The 22,400-nt window shown below is 61.6% G+C and carries 23 protein-coding genes and 6 pseudogenes; 15 read left to right on the plus strand and 14 right to left on the minus strand.

Features of this window, described 5'->3' with window-relative positions; genetic code table 11:
• Positions 1–80 precede the first annotated feature (80 nt).
• Positions 81–260 (plus strand): hypothetical protein, encoded by a 180-nt coding sequence (locus tag L8F97_RS20070; protein WP_242154185.1) that lies wholly within the window; start codon positions 81–83, stop codon positions 258–260.
• Between the two features lie 81 nt (positions 261–341).
• Entirely contained in the window at positions 342–746 is a 405-nt protein-coding gene (locus L8F97_RS20075; RefSeq protein ID WP_242154187.1) for a host attachment family protein, read from the plus strand.
• A 66-nt stretch (positions 747–812) separates the two neighbouring features.
• Here the strand turns inward: L8F97_RS20075 and L8F97_RS20080 are convergent, their stop codons facing one another.
• Positions 813–986 carry a hypothetical protein gene (locus L8F97_RS20080; protein ID WP_242154189.1) on the minus strand — a complete coding sequence of 58 codons (174 nt, stop codon included), beginning with the start codon at positions 984–986 and terminating at the stop codon, positions 813–815.
• Between the two features lie 137 nt (positions 987–1,123).
• Between L8F97_RS20080 and L8F97_RS23020 the strand changes: the two genes are divergently transcribed.
• The 4 genes from L8F97_RS23020 (at position 1,124) to L8F97_RS20090 (ending at position 3,548) form a co-directional block, all read left to right on the plus strand.
• Entirely contained in the window at positions 1,124–1,252 is a 129-nt protein-coding gene (locus tag L8F97_RS23020; RefSeq protein WP_409929071.1) for a type II toxin-antitoxin system ParD family antitoxin, read from the plus strand.
• 303 nt (positions 1,253–1,555) lie between these two features.
• Positions 1,556–1,756, plus strand: coding sequence for an EexN family lipoprotein (locus L8F97_RS23025; protein ID WP_409929072.1), 201 nt, complete (start codon positions 1,556–1,558; stop codon positions 1,754–1,756).
• 218 nt (positions 1,757–1,974) lie between these two features.
• On the plus strand, positions 1,975–2,259 hold the full coding sequence (locus tag L8F97_RS20085) for a hypothetical protein (RefSeq protein WP_242154190.1): 285 nt from the start codon (positions 1,975–1,977) through the stop codon (positions 2,257–2,259).
• A 722-nt stretch (positions 2,260–2,981) separates the two neighbouring features.
• Complete coding sequence (locus L8F97_RS20090; protein ID WP_242154192.1) at positions 2,982–3,548, plus strand: hypothetical protein; 567 nt, start codon at positions 2,982–2,984, stop codon at positions 3,546–3,548.
• A gap of 9 nt (positions 3,549–3,557) precedes the next feature.
• Here L8F97_RS20090 and L8F97_RS20095 read toward each other — a convergent pair whose 3' ends face one another.
• Genes L8F97_RS20095 through hemN form a run of 3 tightly spaced genes read right to left on the minus strand, consistent with a single transcriptional unit; the run spans position 3,558 to position 5,873 of the window.
• On the minus strand, positions 3,558–4,175 hold the full coding sequence (locus L8F97_RS20095; protein WP_242154235.1) for a Crp/Fnr family transcriptional regulator: 618 nt from the start codon (positions 4,173–4,175) through the stop codon (positions 3,558–3,560).
• Positions 4,120–4,668, minus strand: coding sequence for a helix-turn-helix domain-containing protein (locus L8F97_RS20100; RefSeq protein ID WP_313932074.1), 549 nt, complete (start codon positions 4,666–4,668; stop codon positions 4,120–4,122). Before L8F97_RS20100 ends, L8F97_RS20095 begins: the two co-directional genes overlap by 56 nt.
• Positions 4,551–5,873, minus strand: coding sequence for an oxygen-independent coproporphyrinogen III oxidase (gene hemN / locus L8F97_RS20105; protein WP_242154196.1), 1,323 nt, complete (start codon positions 5,871–5,873; stop codon positions 4,551–4,553). The genes L8F97_RS20100 and hemN overlap by 118 nt, the downstream gene beginning before the upstream one ends.
• A 130-nt stretch (positions 5,874–6,003) precedes the next feature.
• Between hemN and L8F97_RS20110 the strand changes: the two genes are divergently transcribed.
• Positions 6,004–6,714, plus strand: coding sequence for an OmpW/AlkL family protein (locus tag L8F97_RS20110; protein ID WP_242154198.1), 711 nt, complete (start codon positions 6,004–6,006; stop codon positions 6,712–6,714).
• A gap of 113 nt (positions 6,715–6,827) precedes the next feature.
• Here L8F97_RS20110 and L8F97_RS20115 read toward each other — a convergent pair whose 3' ends face one another.
• The 5 genes from L8F97_RS20115 to cyoA are packed head-to-tail and all read right to left on the minus strand — an operon-like array spanning position 6,828 to position 11,722.
• A complete protein-coding gene (locus tag L8F97_RS20115; RefSeq protein ID WP_242154199.1) occupies positions 6,828–7,508 on the minus strand; it encodes an SURF1 family protein in 681 nt (226 codons plus the stop codon).
• A 44-nt stretch (positions 7,509–7,552) separates the two neighbouring features.
• Positions 7,553–7,939 carry a cytochrome o ubiquinol oxidase subunit IV gene (gene cyoD, locus L8F97_RS20120; RefSeq protein ID WP_242154201.1) on the minus strand — a complete coding sequence of 129 codons (387 nt, stop codon included), beginning with the start codon at positions 7,937–7,939 and terminating at the stop codon, positions 7,553–7,555.
• Complete coding sequence (gene cyoC, locus L8F97_RS20125) at positions 7,936–8,574, minus strand: cytochrome o ubiquinol oxidase subunit III (RefSeq protein ID WP_242154203.1); 639 nt, start codon at positions 8,572–8,574, stop codon at positions 7,936–7,938. Before cyoC ends, cyoD begins: the two co-directional genes overlap by 4 nt.
• 1 nt (position 8,575) lies before the next feature.
• Positions 8,576–10,573 (minus strand): cytochrome o ubiquinol oxidase subunit I, encoded by a 1,998-nt coding sequence (gene cyoB, locus L8F97_RS20130; RefSeq protein WP_242154205.1) that lies wholly within the window; start codon positions 10,571–10,573, stop codon positions 8,576–8,578.
• Between the two features lie 21 nt (positions 10,574–10,594).
• Positions 10,595–11,722, minus strand: coding sequence for a ubiquinol oxidase subunit II (gene cyoA / locus L8F97_RS20135; protein ID WP_242154207.1), 1,128 nt, complete (start codon positions 11,720–11,722; stop codon positions 10,595–10,597).
• A gap of 215 nt (positions 11,723–11,937) precedes the next feature.
• On the opposite strand from cyoA, the gene L8F97_RS20140 reads away from it, so the two are divergent.
• The gene (locus L8F97_RS20140) at positions 11,938–13,272 is read left to right on the plus strand and encodes an MFS transporter (protein ID WP_242154209.1); all 1,335 of its coding nucleotides are present in this window, start codon (positions 11,938–11,940) and stop codon (positions 13,270–13,272) included.
• A 545-nt stretch (positions 13,273–13,817) separates the two neighbouring features.
• Positions 13,818–15,116, plus strand: a complete 1,299-nt coding sequence (locus L8F97_RS20145; RefSeq protein ID WP_277925106.1) for an NAD(P)/FAD-dependent oxidoreductase — start codon at positions 13,818–13,820, stop codon at positions 15,114–15,116.
• 225 nt (positions 15,117–15,341) lie between these two features.
• Here L8F97_RS20145 and L8F97_RS20150 read toward each other — a convergent pair whose 3' ends face one another.
• From L8F97_RS20150 to L8F97_RS20160, 3 genes and pseudogenes are all read right to left on the minus strand, one after another.
• Complete coding sequence (locus L8F97_RS20150; protein ID WP_277925103.1) at positions 15,342–15,965, minus strand: EAL domain-containing protein; 624 nt, start codon at positions 15,963–15,965, stop codon at positions 15,342–15,344.
• Between the two features lie 23 nt (positions 15,966–15,988).
• Positions 15,989–16,355, minus strand: a pseudogene (locus L8F97_RS20155) (IS21 family transposase); the annotation flags it as partial.
• 54 nt (positions 16,356–16,409) lie between these two features.
• Positions 16,410–16,703, minus strand: a pseudogene (locus tag L8F97_RS20160) (phage integrase N-terminal SAM-like domain-containing protein); the annotation flags it as partial.
• Between the two features lie 141 nt (positions 16,704–16,844).
• Here L8F97_RS20160 and L8F97_RS20165 point away from each other — a divergent pair.
• From L8F97_RS20165 to L8F97_RS20175, 3 genes and pseudogenes are all read left to right on the plus strand, one after another.
• Positions 16,845–16,925, plus strand: a pseudogene (locus L8F97_RS20165).
• A gap of 183 nt (positions 16,926–17,108) precedes the next feature.
• Positions 17,109–18,704, plus strand: a complete 1,596-nt coding sequence (locus tag L8F97_RS20170; protein ID WP_242154215.1) for an MGH1-like glycoside hydrolase domain-containing protein — start codon at positions 17,109–17,111, stop codon at positions 18,702–18,704.
• Between the two features lie 344 nt (positions 18,705–19,048).
• Positions 19,049–19,516 (plus strand): annotated as a pseudogene (locus L8F97_RS20175) (tyrosine-type recombinase/integrase); the annotation flags it as partial.
• Here L8F97_RS20175 and L8F97_RS23030 read toward each other — a convergent pair.
• Together L8F97_RS23030 and L8F97_RS20180 are read right to left on the minus strand one after the other, a co-directional pair.
• A pseudogene (locus L8F97_RS23030) lies at positions 19,496–19,633 on the minus strand (IS5/IS1182 family transposase); the annotation flags it as partial. The pseudogenes L8F97_RS20175 and L8F97_RS23030 overlap by 21 nt on opposite strands.
• Positions 19,603–19,950 (minus strand): transposase, encoded by a 348-nt coding sequence (locus L8F97_RS20180; protein ID WP_242154217.1) that lies wholly within the window; start codon positions 19,948–19,950, stop codon positions 19,603–19,605. The gene L8F97_RS20180 and the pseudogene L8F97_RS23030, both read right to left, overlap by 31 nt.
• 230 nt (positions 19,951–20,180) lie before the next feature.
• Here L8F97_RS20180 and L8F97_RS23035 point away from each other — a divergent pair.
• The 3 genes and pseudogenes from L8F97_RS23035 to L8F97_RS20190 form a co-directional block, all read left to right on the plus strand.
• Positions 20,181–20,348, plus strand: a pseudogene (locus L8F97_RS23035) (helix-turn-helix domain-containing protein); the annotation flags it as partial.
• A 3-nt stretch (positions 20,349–20,351) separates the two neighbouring features.
• Positions 20,352–20,747 carry a hypothetical protein gene (locus L8F97_RS20185; RefSeq protein ID WP_242154219.1) on the plus strand — a complete coding sequence of 132 codons (396 nt, stop codon included), beginning with the start codon at positions 20,352–20,354 and terminating at the stop codon, positions 20,745–20,747.
• A complete protein-coding gene (locus L8F97_RS20190; RefSeq protein ID WP_242154221.1) occupies positions 20,740–22,398 on the plus strand; it encodes an MFS transporter in 1,659 nt (552 codons plus the stop codon). The genes L8F97_RS20185 and L8F97_RS20190 overlap by 8 nt, the downstream gene beginning before the upstream one ends.
• Positions 22,399–22,400: the final 2 nt, after the last annotated feature.

The raw sequence follows: 22,400 nt of genomic DNA on the forward strand, positions 1-22,400 counted from the left end.
GGCCGCCGGCAAATATGCAAGATCATTGGACCGATTGCAGGGGCTGCTTGGTTAAACCAGCAACCCGCAGGAGAAACAACATGGCGACGCTTCCGCCCGACCCCTACGCACCCGACCCGATCCGCGAACCCGACGGTACGCCCGTGCCGGACGATCAGCCAGAGTCACTGCCTGGCCCAGAGAACCCTGAGCCGCCGGTGATCGAACCGGGTGACCCAGGCGATGCACCCAGCGACAGCCCGACCCAGACCCAAGCATGAGCGACACTGTCCTGCCGGCTCAATTGGTAGGACAGCCCTAACAATCTACTACCGAAGGCGCGGTGCGCCTGAAGGAGAATTATGAAGCTTCCCAAGAATGCCGTCGTGGCGGTCGCCGATGGCGAGACGCTGCACCTCTTCCGCAACTCCGGCGATGAAGGCAGCCCGTCGCTCACCGCCCTGCCGGATGCCCACGTGTCGACAACCAACAAAGGCTCAGGCAGCCGCCATCTGAGCAGCTCGGCCAACCCGAGCGACAGCCAGCAGGACGAGGACAGCTTCGCCGCCGGCGTTGCAGAGCTGCTCAACAAGCGCGTACTCGATGGCAAGATCGACGACCTGGTCGTGATCGCCGCGCCGCGGACGCTTGGCGAGCTGCGCAAGCACTACCACAAGTCGCTGGAAGCGAAGCTTGCCGGCGAGATCTCCAAAGACCTTACAGGTCACAGTCCCCAGGACATTGCCAAGGCTATCGCATCGGCATGACAAACACGCTCCAGGGCAGCATCCGCAGCCCTGGAGCGACCGCTGACTTGGCCAAGGCCTATGTGCCTACGCGGCCTTAAGGTCGTGAATCTCGACTAAGACTTCTACATCGTCACCACCCGGCTGCCCGATCGAGGCGACCGCCTGATCGCCGTCCATATGAACGTTAAGTTCGCCCGTGACACCGATCTCTTGAAGAGCGGAGTGGATCGCACGCGACATGTCTTTGATATCAGCCATTATACTGATCCTCGCTGGTGCAGCATAAATAGTCTGCATTTTAGCTTATGGCAAACAATGACAGGGCGTGGAAGTCTGGCGAAGGCAAGTCATGGCCACCCGATAATCCTGCAACGTCTCGCTGACCCCCGAACTTGATGCGTTACATCGATACGCGGGTTGCGTCGGGAGACTTCAACAACGCCAGCGAATTGGTCCGTGCAGCGGTGCGGTTGCTGCGTAAGCAGGAGCCTGTCGTCGAGCCCGTCACCCCTTCCAAGAGCTGAACCATGACCGATACAGCTTAGCATCGGGCGGCACTGGCGCGCGCCGTTCTCATCAGCGCCGTCGACTTTGCAATCGTTACCACTAATCTGGCCAGCGAGGTCACCAGATAGAATCCGGGCGCGGAAGCGCTGCGCGGCTGGTCCGGGGCGGAGATGGAGGGCCAAACGGCCAATCGCTTCTTCACACCCGAGGACACATGCGATCGCAGCTGCTGTGCCACAGCTAATTACGTCGCTTGATCGCCTACCCCAGACGATCGTCAGCGCTTGTTAAAGCGGCATAAATTGTGTCAGGCAGAATAGATGTCGAGATTGATTTTCCTTGTGTTGGCTGTCGGCATCGGGGCTTGTTCACCAACTGCGCAGCCTGTAAATTACTATAAATCGCATCCTGCGATCCTTGAGAAACGATTAACAGAATGCGTTGCACAATTTGAACAGTCAAAAGACTGCATTAATGCCAAGACTGCATATCTAGAGGTTCATCATCTACCTATCGAATGATGTTTCAGATTCATAGCGGAAATAAACCTAGTATCACTTCCAGCGGCTCGACACGATCGAGTATGGCCCGACGGAACTACGGTCGGTCGGATGGCTGGAAGTCGGGGCTCTCATTGATTTGCTACTAAAAATAGCAAACTTCCGTAAAATCACGTAACTTGCAGATGCTTAGGACTAAACGCACCCTCGCTTAAGAAAGCGAAAAGGAGGCGTGGATCGTGAAGGCCTTTCCCGAATCGATAAATCTTCCCGCAGCAGTTGGTGGAGAAAAATACATAATTGTCCTCTCTCGCGACGCGATCGAAGAGGGCATTATTAAAGACCGTAGTGAGGGAAAACTCATAGGGCCAATGCCGCAACCACTTCCTTACGTTCTTATGGCAGCTTGGGTTCTGGCACATGAAGCTGACTTACGTCGTATTGCGGAACAATTGCGGCCCGTTGCAACAGGCTCGGGCAAGCGCGTGTGGATACACAGTGAGGATCTTCACGCGCACGGTTGACCGTCTCCAATTCATCGCTCGTGGCGAGGAGCATGACCCGCCACCGAGGAGCATGCTTTCTTCTACTCCCGGATTTTCAAGGCTAAACATATAGCTACAACGACGCGGCGAAATCGCTTGGCACTCCGAACGGCGATAACATCCACGTCGGCTTGAATATCGAGGCCCTCGACGAACGGGTGACGAAGCCAGAAGACAGATGATTGCACACGACGCAGCGGTGCTGGCTCTGCAACCATGCCGTCCCGCTACATCGACGTTCAAACTCGAAAGCGGTCAGACTGTAGTCCACCAGGTGCGGACATTCCGCTGTCGCAAAATCAGGGACATATGCGACGTGAGAAACTCAGGAGATTAGCGACAAGTGGCGGCACATAGACGCCAGTTGCCGCCGGGTCGATCAAGGTCCATGCGCCCAGCGTCTGTAAAATATCGACCGATCGGTGCGTCAGTGCTATCTTGCGGCTGTCGCTGGCCGGATCAACAAGGGCGGCCGAGCGGCTGCAGTTCGACCAGAGCGGCTAAGTCTGCTATCGGCAAGCTCACGAACGAAGGCCAATCCTGCGGGTCCGCCGCCCACGATGATCACATCATACTTCATGGCGTCTCCATAGACGCGACAAACGTGAGCGCTTTGACGGCGGTCAATGTCAAACTGCGGACGTTCCCGCACATCGTCGTCCTTGCACTGTGCGCGCGTGCCATAGGAAGAGGAGCAGGCGGTGATGAACCTTCAGTGGTCGGGTGGCACGGTTGTGTCACTCACGAACAGATCCGACGAAATAGCGGAAGGCGACATTTTGCGGCTCGTCAAAGATCATCGTCAACTTGGCGAACTGTGCGATCTGCTCGAATGCTGCGCCGACGAATTGCCCGCGCTCCCCCCCGCTCCGGTGGTGGAAAAGATATGCGACGCGCTGAAGGGGCTTTATGATCCGGGCGAACTAACTGTGCCACCGTATCCAGATGTCGCCCAGCTGTATGATGCGGCGGATCCGCTCGCGGCGGTACTGATCGAGCAAGTTCACGCCCGTCACATCGCCGATGCAACGCACGCTGAAGACCTGGTAGATGCATTGCGTGGGAGCCTGGATATGGCAGAGCGCATTTCGCCCAATACGCTTGGTTATATGTTGCGCTGCTTTTTTGACGGTTGCCGGCAGGCCATGGACTGCGAGGAACTTGCTATCCTGGCATTGGCTCGCCACCGGCTGACGGCCGCCACTCGATCGGTGCTTATCGACAGTTTGCGTCTGCGAGCAAGCGGTAGACGCTTCGCCTTATCCTGACGGCGCGAATCAGGCCGCTTCGGCACGTGCGGCAAGCGCGGCACGATCGCTGATCGTCACAGCCCGGGCGCCGGGCAAGGCGATGATGCCATCTGTCTTCAACCGCGTAAGCTGGCGGCTGACCGTTTCTATCGTCATGCCAAGGACGTCAGCCATCTGCCCCCTGGTCAGCGGCAGATCGAATGTGATCGGACCTTGAGCGGTCGCCCGACACCCTTTTTCCCCTGCGCGTACAGCCATGTCGATAAGAAAGCCTGCCACCTTCTCTCCGGCGGATTTGCGCGCCAACACCAGAATACGCTCGCGTGCTTCGGTCAAGGATTCCAGGGTGCGCTGGAGGAGAAGCCGCTCCATCCGCTGATGATCGTCGAGCACGCGCTCGAAAGCAGGACGTGGGAACACGCATAGCTCGGCATTGGTCAGCGCGACGATATCGAAGTCGATTTCCCCGGCGTAAGGCTGTCCAAAAAAGTCTGCTGGGTACAATAGCCCGACAATCTGCTCACGACCGTCTGTCGTCGCGGCAACCAGTTTCAACACGCCGTCCAGCAGATTGCCGCAGATAACGGCTTCATCCCCCGCCCAAGCCACCACCTGACCGCGCTTGACGTTGCGACGCTGGCTCAGGGCGTTGAGCGCCTTGAGTTCGGAATTGCCGAGACTGCCGCATAAGGAGCGGTCGCGAACCGCACAGTCGGCGCATATGTCGGTTAAGGCCATGAGAACACCATAGTTGCCATATCCCGTCTTGTCGCCCTGGCCGCGACGTGCTGCGCTCTGCTGCAGTTGCAATACTGGAAGCCGGTAGTTCGCGGCTGCTCATCCAGCCAATTTCGCCAGTGCTGGCCGGTGCTGGCCGGTCGAGCAAGCCCCTACCGCAGGACACTGCTATCAGTCCGGTATTGTGCAAGGCGGACATGTGCCGGCTGACCGTTCCGATGGCCAAGCCGAGCGCCTCACCCATGGCGCCGCGCGACAACGGCAGCGTAAAGTAATTACCCGTCAGACCGCATGGCTGAACTGCGCCGCATTCTCCGCCCGGTACGAATCGAGGGTTGTTGCGATCGCGCGGGCATAGGGCAGCGCCTCTGCGGCCAATTCCAGTCGGGTGCCTCGCCACCAGAGCAAACCGACATCTTCGAAGCGCCTCAGGCGGGAGCGAACGCGTTCCAGTTCCGGCACATCGCCTAAATCCGCCGCTCCGCGGCACAGGATGGCCTCGATCGCACGCCCACGGACGCGGTCCTGAACCGTACGGCGTATGCCACGCGCGGTTGCGAATCGGCTCGAGCCGATTGCGGAGTGCCACTGCCCTGGATTCTTGTCGTTCTGGAGCAGACGGTTGGGGAACTGACCGATCGCGCTGACCCCCATGCCGATCAGCACGTCGGCCTTGTCTTCGGTAAAGCCCTGGAAGTTGCGGCGAAGCGTGCCGTTCGTGGCGGCGCGGGCCAGACCATCGCCCGGCAGGGCAAAATGATCGAATCCGACTGTTTTGTAACCAGCCATGGTCAGTTGCCGGTGTGCCAGCATGGCCTGCTTGAAGCGCGCCGCCGCGCCCGGGAGCGCACTCGCGTTGATGCGGCGTTGGCGGGGAATTAGGTTCGGGACATGCGCGTAGCCGAAGACGGCCATCCGGTCGGGCGCGAGGGATAGAGCGGTATCGAGCGTCGCCGAGAGCGACGCATCGTCCTGCCCCGGCAAACCGTACATTAGGTCAAAATTGATCGACTCCACCCCCGCGTTGCGAAGGAGATCGGTGGCGCGGCGAATATCCGCTTCCGGTTGGACACGCCCTATCGCCGTCTGCAGTCTGGGGTCGAACGTCTGAACGCCGAGGCTTGCGCGCGTCACCCCGGTATCGGCGATCGCAGAGGCCCAATCCGGCCCAAACCCGCGCGGGTCGAGTTCGACGGACAGCGCAGTGCCTTCACAGCGGAAGGCGGTAACGGCATGATCGACCAGCGCCACGAAGGCCTTGGCCGATACGGCATTTGGACTGCCACCGCCAAAGGCGATTCGCCCGACCCTGCCACGGCCGGCCAGCCGCGCTGCCACCATGGCAATTTCTTGGTGAAGGCGCGCCAGATACGCGTCCAGCCGTGCGGTCCGGTTCGCTGCACCCGTGTTGCATCCGCAGTACCAGCAGATCGCATGGCAGTACGGAATGTGCAGATAGAGCGAGATCGGCTCGTCCGCGGGCAGGACGTCAAGCGCGGAAGCCAAGTCATCATGGCTGACCATATCGTCGAACTCCGCGGCAGTCGGGTAGCTGGTGTAGCGTGGCACCGGCCGCGCAAGCAGGTCAGGATGATAGGTCCACATAGCCACGGCGATGCGCGCGTCGGCCTCGACGGACTTTGACCGGCGTCAAATCCATGCTTGTCCGTAGTCAAGGATGCGCCGCTGCGGTGCGCCTATTCGACCTTCACACCGAAAACAGAGGAGATCGGCGATGAACAGGTTCAGGCGCATTGGCGCACTGCTGGCGCTGGCAGCGGCAGGTATCGCGGCCCCCGCATTCGCGCAGACGGATGTGCGGGCAGCACCGGAGGCGGAACGCGGGGGCATCCAGGCCGGTGATGTTCTGCTGCGCGCGCGCGCGATCCTTGTCGCGCCTAATGAGCATTCAGGCAGCGTTCTACCCGCCTTTCCGGGCGAGCGGGTGAAGGTCAATAATAGTGCAATGCCGGAGGTCGACGCGACCTACATGGCGACGAACAACATCGGCTTCGAGCTCATCGCCTCGACCACGAAGCACAGTGCGAGCGGCGTACGCGGAACGACTGGTGGCATCGGCAAGCTTGCATCGACCTGGGTGTTACCGCCGACCCTGACCGCGCAATACCACTTCGCGCCTAAGTCCCACATCCGTCCCTATGTCGGAGTCGGTATCAACTATACTATCTTCTGGAACGAGAAGGCGTCGGATGGGCTGGAGGCTGCGGTAGGACCGACGCGTGTCCACATGGACGATAGTTTTGGATGGGCAGCCCAGGCGGGTATCGATGTGGACATCACGCCCAAGGTCTTCCTGAACCTCGACGTCAAATATATCGATATCAACACGAAAGTACGGCTCGCTACGACCGCTGCAGGAACGCAGGGGGTGAAGCTGGGCCTCGATCCATTAGTGTTCGGCGTGGGCCTGGGCATCCGACTGTGATCTATCGTCACCGATAGGACGATGCGTACGGCGGTGTTCGGGGAGACGGGCAAGCACGCGCCTGACGCGTCGCGGCACGTACCCGGAGCTGAAGGTAGCCTGGGCGCAGCCCTTCAGCGCTGGGTACGAAGGACCACGATCAGCCCAACGAACGACAGCAACGCGAGCGCGAACCATGTGATGCTATAGATCAGATGGTTGTTGGGGAAGATCAACACCGTCATGCCGCCACGCGGCGATCCGCCGGGGTTGGCGCCGGCATCCGCATCGATGAAATAGGGCGCGGCTTGTTGCAGCGCTCGAGCTTGCGCGATCGCCGCGACGTCGCGCGAAAACCAGCGATCCTGCGCTGGCTGGTTGGATCGCAGCATGCTTCCCCCAGGCTCACTCATCCGCAGCAAACCGGTGACGTTGACCACGCCGCCGACAGGATCGCGTGTGGCGGGATTGGCACGTTCGGGCGGAACGAAGCCGCGATTGACGAGCACGGTGAAGCCCGCGTCGGTGCGCAGCGGCGTCAATACCCAGAACCCCGCACCGTCTCCCGTCAGCGCCTGAACACGCGTCTCCGCGTCGTTGAGGAAGCGCCCGCGTGCGGTCACATGCCGGTAAGCGTCCCGTTTTGCGTCAAGGCCCCGCCATGCACGCGCGGCCGGCGCCGGCTTCGGCGGCGCATGCACCCGCGCGTCTACCGCCGCGATTAAGGCGAGTTTCCAGGCGCGGCGTTCGACCTGCCAGATGCCAAGGGAGAGGAACACCAGCGTGGCGATCAAGCTTAGTGCGGCCAGCGCCAAGCGTTTGCGTCGCTGCGATCCGCCCGCCAGCCCCGCGTCCTTGCTCAGTGCACCGCCCCCATCGTACCGCCAGGCATCGGCATCATGTTGGTGTTGAGATGATACATGACCCAGATCGACCCGCCGATCGTCAGGACTACGATCACGGTCGTGAAGAGGAAGGCGAGCAACGTCCAGCCTCCCTCAGATCGCGTGTCGAGGTGTAGGAAGCACACGACATGCACCACGATCTGGACCATCGCCATGGCAAAGATGAGCGCTGCGGTGGTTGCGGCGTCGTGCAGGGCGCCCGACATGACGAGCCAGAACGGCACGACGGTAAGCAGAATGGAGAGGATCGTCCCGACCCTGTATCCCCGGCGGCTGCCGTGACCGTGCGTATCGCCATGGTTGTGGAGCGCGGCGTCTCCCTCGATCGAAGAGTGGCTCAACGGAGGACTCCATACAGATAGACGAAGGTGAAGACACCGATCCAGATGATGTCGAGGAAGTGCCAGAACATCGACAGGCACATAAGCCGACGCTTCATCGGCTGGCTGAGACCATGCTGACCGATCTGCACGAGCATGGTGACGATCCAGATCAGCCCAACCGTCACGTGTGCGCCGTGCGTGCCGACGAGCGTGAAGAACGCTGACAGGAAGGCGCTACGCTGCGGCCCTGCCCCTTCGGCAATGAGATGGGAAAACTCGTAGAACTCCACGCCGACGAAGGCCGCCCCCAGCAGCCCGGTGACGGCAAGCCAGAAGCGGGTGGGCCCGACCCGGCCGGCCTCCATGTGCGGCATCGCCTGCCCGAAAGTGATCGACGAGGCGAGCAGGAAGGCCGTGTTGAGCGCGACAAGCTTCAGGTCGAAGATTTCGCGCGGCACCGGCCCCCCAGCATAGCCGGTGCTCACCACCCCATACATCGCGAACAGCGAGGCGAAGATGAGCGCATCGCTCATCAGGTAGATCCAGAAGCCGAGCAGGGTCGCGCCGTTGCCGCCGTGATCGTGGTCGTCTTCTTCGGCAAGGTGCCAGGTTTCAGACCTCATCTTACCGCGCTCAAGAACATGATCGGTCATGTCAGATCCCCTTGGCGAGCGCCGTGCGCTGGCTCTCTGTCCGCGCGACGTCGTCGGCGGGGATGAAATAGTCGCGCTTCAGGTTGAACGTATGCCCGACGGCGGTGACGATCAGTCCGACGAAGCACAAAGCCGCAAGCCACCAGATATACCACACCATGGCAAAGCCGAGGCCGAGCGCCAGACCGGCCAGGATCACGCCGGCGCCGGTGTTGCGGGGCATATGGATCGGGCGGAAGCCGCCAGCAGGGCGCTCGTAGCCGCGGCTCTTCATGTCATACCAGGCATCTAACTCGTGAACGACGGGCGTGGAGGCGAAATTGTACGCCGGTGGAGGCGACGTGGTGGACCATTCGAGCGTCCGCCCGCCCCAGGGATCGCCCGTCGTGTCGGCGAGTTCCTTGCGCTTCACGAAGCCCATGACGATGCTCATCACGAAGCCGAGGATGCCCACCAGGATGATCACCGCACCGATCGCAGCGACGATGAAATAGGGCTGAAGCGAAGGGTCGTCAAAATGGTTGACCCGGCGCGGAACGCCCATGAGCCCGACGATGTAGATCGGTGTCCATGCAATCCAGTAGCCCGCGACCCAGCCCCAGAACGCGACCTTGCCCCAGAACTCGTCGAGCTTGAACCCGAAGGCCTTGGGGAACCAGTAGACCATGCCGGCGAACAGCCCGAAGACCACGCCGCCAATGATCGTGTTGTGGAAATGGGCGACTAGGAACAGCGAGTTGTGCAGCACGAAGTCGGCCGGCGGAATTGCGAGGAGGACGCCGGTCATGCCGCCGACCGTGAAGGTCAGCATGAAAGCGACCACCCACATCATCGGCAGTTCGAAGCGGATGTCGCCCCGGTACATGGTGAACAGCCAGTTGAAGATCTTCGCACCCGTCGGAATGGCGATAACCATCGTCGCGATACCGAAGAAGCTGTTGACGTCCGGCCCTGCCCCCATCGTGAAGAAATGATGCAGCCATACGAGATAGGACAGGATGGTGATGACGACGGTCGCGTAGACCATCGAGGAATAGCCGAACAGCGGCTTGCCCGAGAAGGTCGCTGTGATCTCCGAATAGATGCCGAACGCTGGGAGAACCAGGACATAAACTTCCGGATGCCCCCAGATCCACACCATGTTCCAGTACATCATCGGCGCGCCGCCGAGCGAGTTGGTGAAGAAATTGGTCCCGACGTAGCGATCGAGCATCAGCAGGAAGAACGCAGCGGTCAGCGCGGGGAAGATCGCCACCGCGAGCACGTTGGAACACAGCGCTGTCCAGCAGAACACCGGCATCTTCATCATGGTCATGCCCGGCGCGCGCATCTTGATGATCGTCGCAACCATATTAATCGCTGACAGCGTCGTGCCGACGCCCGCGATCTGGAGCGACCATAGGTAATAATCGACTCCCGTATCCGGGCTATACGCCAGCTCGGCGAGCGGTGCATAGGACAGCCAGCCGGTGCGGGCGAATTCGCCGACGAACAGCGAGATCATGGTCAGCACCGCGCCGGCTGCCGTCAGCCAGAAGCTGAGATTGTTGAGGAACGGGAAGGCGACGTCGCGTGCGCCAATCTGGAGCGGCATGACAAAATTGATGATGCCGACGACCAGCGGGATCGCCACGAAGAAGATCATGATCGTCCCGTGCGCAGTGAAGATCTGATCGTAGTGGTGGGACGGCAGATATCCCGGGTTCGAACCGAATGCGACCGCCTGCTGCAATCGCATCATGACCGCGTCGGAAAACCCGCGCAGCAGCATGATGATCGCCAGGATGATGTACATCACGCCGACCTTCTTGTGATCGACACTGGTGAACCATTCGTTCCACAAATAGCCCCACAGACGGTAGCGGGTCACCGCGCCGACGATGCCGAGACCGAGCAGCACAACGACGATGAACGTCGTGAGCAGGATCGGCTCGTGAAGCGGGAAGGATTCCCAGGTGAGACGTCCAAAGATCGTCTTGAAAAGGCTGTTATCGGTCATGATGGTCCCGAATGGCTAGGATCAGGCCCGTGCGACGCGCGAGGCGCCGGCGGCGGGAATGGCATCGACGGCTGACATGTCACGGTTGCGCGGGTCGCCTGGCTTCTGCCGGCCCGGGGCGGCACCGGGCGTCGCCGGCTTGGTGACGTTGGGTCCGGAACCCTTGTCTTCGGGGGCCTTTTGCAGCGCGGGCGTCGGCTTGTCGGCGTTGACAGGAGTCGTGTCGCGGCCGGCAGGCATGCCGCTGCCCATCCGCCCGTTGGCCGTATTGCCACCGCCGCGCGCCATGTCGCGCCGCATCACATCGACCATGCATGGCTTACCGGGTTGGACGCAGCCGTTGAGAGCCCGGTCGAACAACCCAGGCGTGACCGACGAGAAGTGCAGCACGGGCACCTTCTCGCTCGGCCGCTCCAGCGCGAGGTAGCTGCCCGGTGCGAGAACGCCCTGCTTGCTGCCTTTGACCTCGGCGACCCAGCGGTTGAAGTCGGCGGGCGCCAGCCCGCGCAGCCTGAAGCGCATGTTCGAATAGCCGCGGCCGGTATAATTGCCGGAATAGCCCCAGCTTTCGCCGGGCTTATTCAGCACCGCATTCAGTTGGGACTGCATGCCCGGCATGGCGTAGATCATGCCCGCCATCGTCGGGGCGTAGAAGGTGTTGAACTGGCTCGTCGAGGTGATCGAAAAGCGGACGGGCACGTCCACCGGCAGCGCCAGCTCGTTGACCGTGGCGATCCCCAGATCGGGGTAGATGAAGAGCCATTTCCAATCGAGCGCGACCACCTGCACCTGGAGCGTTTTGGTGTTGGGTGGCACCGGCCGACCGGCGGAAAGTCGTTCGAGCGGACGGAATGGATCGAGCAGGTGCGTGCTCGTCCAGGTCACCGCGCTGAGTGCCACGATGATGAGCAGCGGGATCGACCAGATCGCCAGCTCCAGCGTGGTCGAGTGATCGAAATTGGGATCGTAAGTCTTGTCTGCGTTGCCGCGCCGGTACCGCCACGCGAACAGCACCGTCAACGCCATGACCGGCACGACGACTAGGAGCATGATCCCGGTCGAGAAAAGAATCAGGTCACGTTGCTGGACGGCGATGTCGCCGGCGGGGTTCATGACGACCATGTCGCACCCACCGAGCACTGCCGGCATGAGCACGAATGGAAGGCGGACAGCCCGTCGGGCGATGGTGGTTCCTGCTCTGCGCATGCGCGGGTGGTAGCTCGGGCCAACGCGCGCGCATTTGACCACGGTCAAAGTGTTGTCGATTGCGCCGCGTTAGGATGGCCCATCATCAGCCCGGATCTGGCACGCCCTGCCCTAGGGTTGGCGGCGTTCCGGAAGGGATCGAATAGAGGATAGACGGGATGGCAGCCACGACCCTGGAAGCGGGCAACTCCACGCCGCTGGAGCGAGATGCTCGGCTGATCAACGCCCGCGACCATCACATCGGGCCGGGTGATATCGCGGTTGGCGTGATCATCGGGAGGTCGTCAGAGTTCTTCGATTTCTTCGTCTATGCGATCGCTTCGGTGCTGGTTTTTCCTTCGCGGTTGTTCCCCTATGTAGATGCAATAACCGGAACACTGTATTCGTTCGCCATCTTCGGGCTCGCCTTCGTCGCCCGCCCATTCGGCGCATTGCTGTTCATGTGGCTCGATCGAAAGCATGGTCGCGGGGTCAAGCTGACAGTCGCGATGTTTCTGCTCGGCGGATCGACCGCGGCACTGGCCTTTCTGCCGAGCTACGCGCAGTTGGGGACTGGCGCAGCCATAATGCTTGCACTCTTTCGCATGGGCCAGGGGGTCGCTCTCGGCGGGACCTGGGACGGCCTGCCCTCGCTGCTGTCGCTCAATGCGCCGCCAGAACGCCGGGGTTGGTTTGCTATGATACCGCAGTTGGGCGCGCCAATCGGTTTGTTCGTCGCCACAGCCGTGTTCGTCTTCCTTTTAACAGATCTGAAGACGTCCGACTTCCTCGAATGGGGGTGGCGCTACCCGTTCTTCGTCGCCTTCGTGATCAACGTTGTCGCGCTGTTTGCCCGGCTCCGCTTGATCTCGACGCCGGCATTTGAAGAGCTGTTCAAAAGTCGGGAATTGCAGCCGTCGTCGATCTCGGAGCTGTTTCGCGAGCACGGCAAGGTCGTGCTGCTGGGCGCCTTCGCGCCGCTGGCGAGCTACGCGCTATTCCATCTTGTCACGGTATTTCCGCTCTCCTGGTCGGTTCTCGCCTCCGGCGAGCCGCCGGTACACTTCCTCAAGATTGAATTGGTAGGCGCGGTTGTCGGGCTTGTTACCGTTGCGCTCTCCGGTATCCTGTCCGACCGGATCGGACGTCGTACGCTGCTGGGTGCCTCGGCGGGATTGATCGCTGTGTTCAGCCTCTTTGCGCCGCGGCTGCTCGGCCAAGGGCCTGCCGGCGAATGGATCTATATGATTGCAGGATTCATCCTTCTGGGTCTCTCGTTCGGCCAATCTTCGGGGGCAGTGAACGATCGCTTCTCGCCGCGGCATCGCTATACCGGGGCAGGCACCACGGCGACTGCGGCATGGTTCATTGGTGCAGGCTTTGCGCCGCTGGCCGCATTGCTGCTGGCCAGCAATTTCGGCCTTGCGGCAGTTGGAGGATATCTTCTGTCCGGCGCAATTTGCACGCTCGCGGCGCTGGCTTTGAACCGCGAATGGGGTCGCAAGGCCGGTTGATCAACAGTCCCCAGAATTGACCATGGCCCAAACATCTGATCGGGTTGCACTGCGCGCCACGACACTTTGTCGTCTGTGCCAATTCTCGGCAAATAGCGCATTTATTTCACTTTGCGCTCTGCCAATGGCGACGCGGTATGATCCGCAGGCGATGACAAGCGATCCGGAACCGTGACGGGTCACCGCAGCAGCACTGCCGGCGGCGTCGGTTCGGTCAGGCCGAGGCGAGCGCATGAAAGCCTGGTCACTCGTTCACGGCCTCGCCATGCTGATGCTCGGCGGGCAGCTACCGGACGACGACTATCTCGTTGACGCCCTCATCACCGGTTAGCGCCAATACCGTTCCGTGCCATCAGGCAGCGGTTTGTCGCATAATCGACGAGATACGCGACGTTCGAAACTTAGGACTTTCGCGCCCTGATCACTCGGCACCGGACCCCCTTAGTGAGATGTGGGCTGCGCTGTGCGCGGAATAAGAGCCCAACCTCACCTGGGTGAGTGAACCCGAGCGGCTGCTACGGGTTAGGTCACGCATGGTTGATACAATGTCGTCGATATCTGAGTCGCACAGGCTGGTTGTAGTAGGTGGTGGCGTGGCCGGTTTGGATGTCGCTACCCATGTGGCGCGCAAGGGGACTGGTGATCGGCAGCTCGAGGTGACGCTGATAGACCGCGAGCCAGCCTATGTCTGGAAACCCATGCTGCACACCATCGCGGCGGGCACGTCGGATGCCGGGGCGCAGGAAACCGTCTATGCCGCACAGGCGCGCGGGCATGGCTTTCGTTACGAGTATGGCGAGGCGATCGGCGTCGATCGGTACGCGAGAGAGGTCAAGCTGGCCCCACTCGTGATCGATGGCGAGGAGATCGTGCCGACGCGGACGATCTCTTACGATACGCTTGTGCTCGCCGTAGGAAGCAGGGCAAATGATTTCGGCACGCCGGGCGTCGCGGAACACTGTGCGAGTATCGACAGCCGCTCCGACGCCATCGCCTTCAATGACCGACTTCGTGTTGAGCTGGTGAAGAGCGTAGGGGCTGGCCAACCTTTGACCGTGGGCATTGTCGGTGGTGGCGCCACGGGTGTGGAGCTTGCGGCTGAACTGATCGAAGCCGCCGCAGTTGTTGAGCAATACGGAGTCTTCGGAGCATCGAACCACCTCCGGGTCGTGCTGATCGAGTCCGGCCCTCGGTTGCTCGCCCCCTTTCCTGAGAAAGTGGCGGCAGCTGCCCAGACCAAGCTGGAACAGCTTGGCGTCATTGTCCGCACCGGCACGCGCGTCATAGCAGTCGACCCGACCGGCTTTCGTCTGAGCGGAGACGAGCTCGTCAGCGCTGGGCTGAAGGTGTGGGCGGCCGGCATCAAGGCTCCACCGCTGCTGGACTCGCTGAACGATCTGGAACGCACCCGTAGCGGGCAGCTCGTCGTTGGGCCTACGCTGGCGGTACCTCGCGATCCGCACATCTACGCACTGGGTGATTGCGCGAGCCCTCAGCTGCCGGGTCGGGACACTCCCGTTCCGGCTACGGCTCAAGCTGCGAACCAGCACGCTCGCTACCTGTGCCGGCATTTGCCCGCGCTTATCGCCGGAAAGCAGGTACGACCGGCCAGCTACCAGGACTTCGGCAGTCTTGTGTCGCTTGGCGGCTTCGACGCTTATGGCACCCTCGGCCGCTTCGGCTTCTTCGAAGGTGGCTTCATTCGCGGACGGGTGGCGCAGCTGGGGCACGCGATGCTGTACCGCAGCTATCAGGCGCGCCTGCACGGGCTATGGAAGGGCACCCTCCTGTGGTTGATCGACACGCTCGGACGCCGGGTCCGGCCGAATGCCAGGCTGTCGTGAGCTGGCGTTGATCGCGCGGCTAATTGTGCCCACCGTCGAAGTGGCACCCACCAAGTCACGCCACCGCCGCGTCGCATAAGCGTAGACATACGCGGCGCCAGGAATCAGGACTTCTGCGACCAGGCAGAGACAGAGCCGATTCGCGTAGGCATCTTGTCAGGCGGCCTTCGACGGTAACCGACCGTATTCACTGCGTTCTGTTATCCAGCGCTCGAGCTGGATGGCTTACATTGGCCGTGCGAACAGGAAGCCTTGCGCTTCCTCACATCCGGCGTTCGTGAGGATCGCTGCCGCTTCCGGAGTTTCCACGCCTTCAGCGACTACACGGTAGCCCAGCTTGTGCCCCAGGCCGATCATCGTTTCGACCAGCACGAAGTCCGGTCCATGGTTCTGGATGAGATCACGCACGAAGGTTTGATCGATTTTTACAACCTGCGTCGGCAGCTTTTGCAGGTAAGCAAGGCTGCTCTGGCCAGTCCCGAAATCATCGATCGCGACGCAGATGCCGGTTGCAGCTAGTTCGCGCAGCATTTCCAGCGCCTGATCCGGCTGATCCATAATAGCGCTCTCGGTAAGCTCGATTTCAAGTTGCTCGGGCCGCAGTTGACGCTTCAGAAGACCGAGTTGTATGCGTTGGATGAGGTCGGCTTCTGCCAGATTAGCAGCCGAAACATTGATCGACAGATTGAGGCCGACGCCGCGTGCTGTCCAGGATGACAGCTGATCCAGCGCGGCATCCAGCACCCACTGCGTGACCGCTCGGGCCAGCGATGTTTGTTCAACCAAGGGGATGAACTCGGCGGGGGAGATCTCGCCCATCGTCGGATGATGCCATGCCCTTGAGCCCAAGCCCCGTCAGGGCCTTCATCATCTCATGCCGCTGCATGGAGACCTCGTAGGCTGTCGTAACGGTTGCAGTCCGCGCGTGGTGGATGGCGCAGTACCAGATCCTCGAGCGTAATAATGGCCAGCGGCGGAACCGGCTCGCGATGTCGCGCCAGAATGTTCAGGATGATGTCGTCGCTGGTGACGCCTGCCAGCAACGCCTCGCGCACGGCTGCTTCGACCGCCTCCAGCCCATCATCGAGTACGGCCGCCAGCACGCGGACGAACCGCCGGTCGGCGTCGTCTCCAGCGCCGAGCTTGCGTCGCAGTCGAGACAGCGCGGGGGGGCAATTCCCAGTTTTCAAACGGCGCACCGTTGCGCAGCGCGCCTGGCTTGGTCAGCACGTCGGGCAGCTTGCGGGGACGAGGCGCCAGGACCAGCTTGCGCGACAGGTCGGGCCGGTCAAGCGTCACTTCAAACAGGAAGCGCAGCGCCGATACTGTGGCGCGGACGACGGATTCCCCGACACCGTGCTCGCGCTGGTGAAGCTGGTAGCGCCGTACGTCCTCGGCGGTCGCGGTCTCCGGCGAGCGTCGCAGGAAAGCCGCGAAGGCGCGGACGTGGCGGACATAGTCGTGCTGGGTACGCGACCGCATTGAGCGCATCGCCATATCGTCGAGCATGCGCTGACGCAGCGGGGTAACGGGTGTTTCGGTTGATAGAGTCGCCATGGGAAGTTCCTCTCGTTGAAGGAACTCCATCGTCTGCCCCCGCTGCCGCAGGGCCAAACCTCAACGCCGCTGCGCTACCTTACCGCCAACCCCACTGCCGCGCAGCGGCTTCGTGCGGTGGTGGAATGCGGACATTCCGCACGTCAGCGTGAGCGTGCTATAGCGGTGTCTGCCAGCGTGACGGAATTGGTAGACGTATCGCTACAGCGATCCCCGGCGACGGGGTGCGGGTTCGATCCCCTGCCGCTTGCAACCGCCGGAGTTGGTGGAAAGCGGTTTGTCGGCTGTTAGGCGGCGATGCGCCGAAGGGGACTTAATTGAAACGGATCACGCTATAGCTGCGGTTTGACAAGCGTCGAAACAATGGATGCAGAGCATTTCAGAATTGTTGTAGCGTGCCGGATGACGCAAATGTTCGTTGAGAGGAGTGGATCATTGCACCGGCGAACCTTCCTGGCCGGGTCAGTTGCGGCCTCCCTGACTACGAACAAAGCAGCTGTTGCGGGTACCCGCGATTCGCGACCTGACCGCCAGATGTGCGCAGAAAGCGCGCCGTCATTCTTCACTTCCAACACCCGTTGGCAAGCCGCCTATGACAAGGCGCTTTCGGTGTTGGCCGGCAACGTTCAAGTCATGCCTTACGTGGATCAGCCGGTCTTGATCGAGGGCTCGGTCTACCGCGGCATCTGGCAGGAGTGCGGGCCGCACGAGGCGCTGGTCTACCGCAAATTTCGTCCGGACGTCGCCCGGGCGAGTCACATGACTTTTTTCGAACTTCAGCGCGCCGATGGCCAAATGCCGGCCAACAACAAGCTTTCTGAGACCGGGTTCGGGCAGATACAGATGGTGGTGCCGATCGCGGCGACGGCATGGGAGCTCGCGAGAGCCACCGGAGACACTGAGCTTTTAGAAGCTGCTTACCGTAGCTGCTCGGCTTGGGACAAATGGTTGCGACAGTACCGCGATACCCGAGGGACCGGCTTGATTGAAGGCTTTTGCACCTATGACACCGGACACGACAATAGCCCGCGTTGGGCTGGGATGCCGAACCAATGCCCAAATAAAAACGCGCGAACACATCACGCGATCGCCTCTCTGCCCCGCCTGTGCCCGGATCTTTCCGCAACGGCTTTCGGTGCACGCCGGGCTTTGGGAGCGATGGCTGAAGCCTTGGGCAAACAGGCAGAAGCAGAACGCTGGCTCGACGATGCAGAAAGGATACGATCAGCGATCCTTGCTCGCCTCTTCGATCCACAGGAAGCCACCTTCTATGACCGGGACGCTCAGGATCGATTTGTGAGGGTCAACGGTGACCTTCTTTCGCGAGTGATCGCGGAGCATGTACCGGACCAACCTCTTTTCGAGGTGCTTTGGGACCGTCAAATTCACAATCCCAAAAAGTTCTGGGCTCAGTTTCCTCTTCCGTCGGTAGCACTAGACGACCCTGCGTTTGTCAGGCCAATACCGAATAATAGTTGGGGTGGAGCTGCCCAAGCGCTTACAGCGCTGCGGGCTACTCGATGGTTTGATCATTATGGACGAGTAGCCGAGTTCGGCGAACTCATGGGCCGGTGGTGCGAGGCAATCCAGCGCGACATGACGATGCGTACTCAGATAGACCCGATTAGCGGGGACTTTACGAAGGAGGACGATCCTGGCTACTCGCCGACTGCATTGGTAATGGTTGATTATACTTGGCGGCTCGTCGGCATCTCTGAGGAGCATGAGATATTGCACTGGAACGTTCGACCAAATCACCCTGCTGCGCAGGATGCACGATTGGAGATGCGCACAGATGCCAATCTACGCACCTGCATGCACTATGCGGCAGGTGGCGCGAGGCTTGAACTCGCCGGTAAGCTCATCGCCGAGATCGAAGGGGGTGCTGCTCGGCTGACCACGAACTTCGAGGGTGCCCCAAAGATGTTGATGGGCATCGAAACCAAGCCGCAGACTGTCACGGTGAGGCTACCCTCGAGACCGCCACGCAAGTTCACCGTCCGCGCGAACGAGGCGATCCCGCTAAGTTGACGATGTTTATGCGTACACTGATATTTCAAGTAGGAGAATGGCAGCGTTGAAACATGCTCTCGACGTGTCTCAACGACGAGAAGTCGTCGGTAGATGCGGTAAGCCGTAAGCGATTTCAGGCGCAGTCAGCGGAGCTGGATCGGCCGCGCCTGGAGTTCGCAGGTTCGAGCCCTGTCGCGGCAAAGCAATCCAAAATGAACGACCGCTTCCGAGCTCGGCCCCGATAAAGGCTAGTGGATTGATCGAGACGAAAGAGTCCGTTTGAGGATTCCGTTCGCAGGTGCTTTGTGCAACGATCCGGCATGCGCAGTGGTATCAGCATCGTCGTCACGTCGCCGGACCGAGTTCGGCTTGAGGGCAAAGGACGCAAGGACCGCAATGCGATGCTCTCGCCGCAACTACTCGAGCTGCTGCGGCTTTGGTGGCGCGAGGGGAAACGGCGCAGCGTCCTGTTGCCGCACGGCTGGCTGTTTCCGGGGCGCAGCTACACCGATCCGATCTCGACGCGGCAACTCTACCGTGCCGTCTGTGAGGCGGCTGACGCAGCTGGGATCCGCAAGCGCGTCAGCCCGCACACGCTGCGGCACAGTTTCGCCACCCACCTGCTCGAGCAGGACGTCGATATCCGCGTCATCCAGGTGCTGCTCGGGCACAGCAAGCTCGAAACGACCGCGCTCTACACCAAGGTCGCCACGCGGACGATCCGCGCGGTCACCGGCCCACTCGACCGGTTGATGGCGCTGATGGAGGGCAAGACCGGCATAGCCGCCATCGGCGAAGACGCGTTCAACGAACGGGTAGCGCTGGCGTGAGCCCTTGAGTGGCAGCTTGCCGCCGTCGCGATCCTTGACATCAGCGGCATGGACCCGAAAAATGAGGAGCCGGCCATCGGTATCGGTCAGGATGTGGCGTTTGCGCCCAGTGATCTTCTTGCCCGCATCGTAGCCCTTTTCGCCCCCTTTTGATCGGCGGTGCGCACCGACTGGCTGTCGAGGATCCCCGCTGAAGGGGAGGCTTGCCGGCCACAGCGCTCGCGATCGGCGAGCACGAGGGTATGATGGATGTGCTGCCAGACACCTTCCTCCTGCCAGCGCCGCAGATAATAATAGACCGTCTGCCAAGGAGGCAGGTCGTGGGGCAGCAGTCGCCATGCGATACCCGCGCGCAAGAAGTAGAGAATGGCATCGACCAGCTCGCGCGACGTTGCCTTGCGCGGTCGTCCGCCGGCTCGAGCGTCCGGAATCATGGGGCGATCAGCTCCCACTGTATGTCCGTCAGATCGGTGTCATAGCGCCGCCTCGCAGGCGGCTTCCTCTTCGGCATCGGGCATCGGCTCGCGTCGTTGATCCGACGCCCCATGAATCACACCAAAGCCCCTTTGGGAATCCTTCTCAAACGCGCTCTTAGCGGGTCGTGGCACGCAGTTTCCCGCCCTCCAACCTTGACGAAGCGGACTAAAGTGTCCACATAACCGTCATGGACCCGCTCCGAGCCGACGCACGACGACACCGTACGGTACTGCTCGACGCGGCAGCGGCAGTCTTTCTGGAGCTCGGCATTACGACTTCGTTAGATACCGTTGTCACCCGCTCCGGACTGGGTCGGGCCACACTCTACCGACACTTCCCGGATCGTGCGGCTCTCGTGTTGGCACTCGTCGACGCGTCGCTCGACCGGATGGAGGTTGCCATCGCCTCACTGCATCGCGGGGTCGGCAAATGGCAGGCAATCGTCGACCAAGTGGCCGCGGAATTGGCTATAAACCCCGCGTTGGCGGACGCCTGGCGCGTGGTCGATCCCCAGTCCGAGGCGAGCCTGGTGCGGCAACGCCGCTTCTGTGCACTCTGTGCCGGGCCGGTAAGTGAGGCGGTGCAGGAAGGTATTGTTCGACCAGACCTTCGGCCTGACGACATGATCCTGATCGTCGCCATGATTGGTACGGCCATGCGCGAAAAGGACGAGGCCGCGCGTAAGACGATGATCGCGCGGTTGACGGAGTTGCTCCTGGGCGGCGTGCAGCCTGGCCGGAGCGCCCATGGGTAGCGCCCCGCTCGAACCCGTTCCCAACTGGTCCGACGATGAAAAGCCCTCGATGCCGGGGTCGCCGTCGACGCCCAACCACAGCGTGCCGGTGCGTCTCGCCTACGGTGCGATCGCGCTGCTGCTCGGCATCACCGGCGGACTCGGCAATGCGCTGGTCAGTGCCAACCTGCCGAACATCCAGGGGCAGCTCGGCCTGACTCCGGTGGAAGGCGCGTGGCTGCCCGCGGCCTATCTGATGGTCAACGTATCGGCCAATCTGGTGCTGTTCAAGTTCCGCCAGCAGTTCGGACTCAGGCGCTTCGCGGAGATCGGCCTGCCGCTCTATGCGCTCGTCACCTTCCTGCACCTGTTCGTCGAAAGCTACCCGATGGCGCTGTTCGTGCGCGCCGTCAGCGGCTTCGCGGCGGGGACGATCAGCACATTGTCGACGATGTACATCCTCCAGGCTTTCCCGAAGGCGAAGCTGGGTCAAGGGTTGGTGATCGGCCTCGGCATTTCGCAGTTGGCGACGCCGCTGGCGTGGCTGCTGTCGCCAGCGCTGCTGGATCTCGGCGAGTGGCGCACGCTGTACCTATTCGAATCCGGGCTGGCTCTGTGTTGCCTCGCCTGCGTTGTCGTCCTGAAGCTGCCGCCGGGCATCCGCATCAAGGTGTTCGAGAAACTCGACTTGCTGACCTTCGCGCTGCTCGCGCCGGGGCTCGCGCTGTTGGCGGCGGTGCTCGCACAGGGTCGGACGCAATGGTGGACATCGCAGAACTGGATCGCCTACGCATTGATCGCCGCGATCGTCCTCGTCACGCTCGCCATCATCGTCGAGCATCGCCGGGCCAACCCCCTTCTGCAGATTCGCTGGCTCGGTACGCTGTCGACGATCCGCTTCGCGATCGGCGCGATGGGCATCCGCTTCCTGCTGTCCGAACAGACCTATGGCGCGACCGGCTTCCTGCGCACGCTGGGCATGGGACCGGATCAGCTTCAGCCGCTATACGCCGTCATGCTGGCCGGGCTGATCTTCGGCATCGGCGGCAGCGCACTGACCTTCAACCAAAAGGCGGTGATGCCGCAGATCCTGCTGTCGATCGTGCTGATCGCGATCGGCAGCTTCCTTGACTGGAACGCGACGAGCCTCACTCGGCCGCACGACATGTTCGTTAGCCAATTCCTGTTGTCGACCGCTGCCGGGCTCTTCATGGGGCCGCTGCTGCTGGTGGGCGTCATGTCGGCGCTGAAGAACGGGCCGAGCTATATGGTGAGCTTCGTCGTGCTGTTCACGATCAGCCAGAGTTTCGGCGGCCTTGCCGGCCCGGCCATCCTCGGCACGATCCAGCAATATCGCGAACATGAATATTCGGCGACGATCAACGCCGGTGTCGATCCGACGAGCGGGATCGTCGCGCAACGGCTCCAGCTTCAGGGGCAGGTCTATGGCCGCATCGTCACCGATCCCGTGCTGCGGCAGGCGCAGGGCATCGCACAACTCTCTCAGGCGGCGACGCGGGAAGCGAACGTCCGCGCGTTCGACGATATCTTCCTGCTGAACGGGATCATGGCCCTCGTCTTCCTTGCCTGGTCGTTATTCCACGTCGTGCGCCTCGCCCTCGCCGCGCGCCGTGACGCCCCGCAACCCGCCGCAGCAGCGGCAACGTCCTGAAA

This window comes from Sphingomonas sp. BAUL-RG-20F-R05-02 (assembly GCF_022662305.1).
Taxonomy (GTDB): domain Bacteria; phylum Pseudomonadota; class Alphaproteobacteria; order Sphingomonadales; family Sphingomonadaceae; genus Sphingomonas.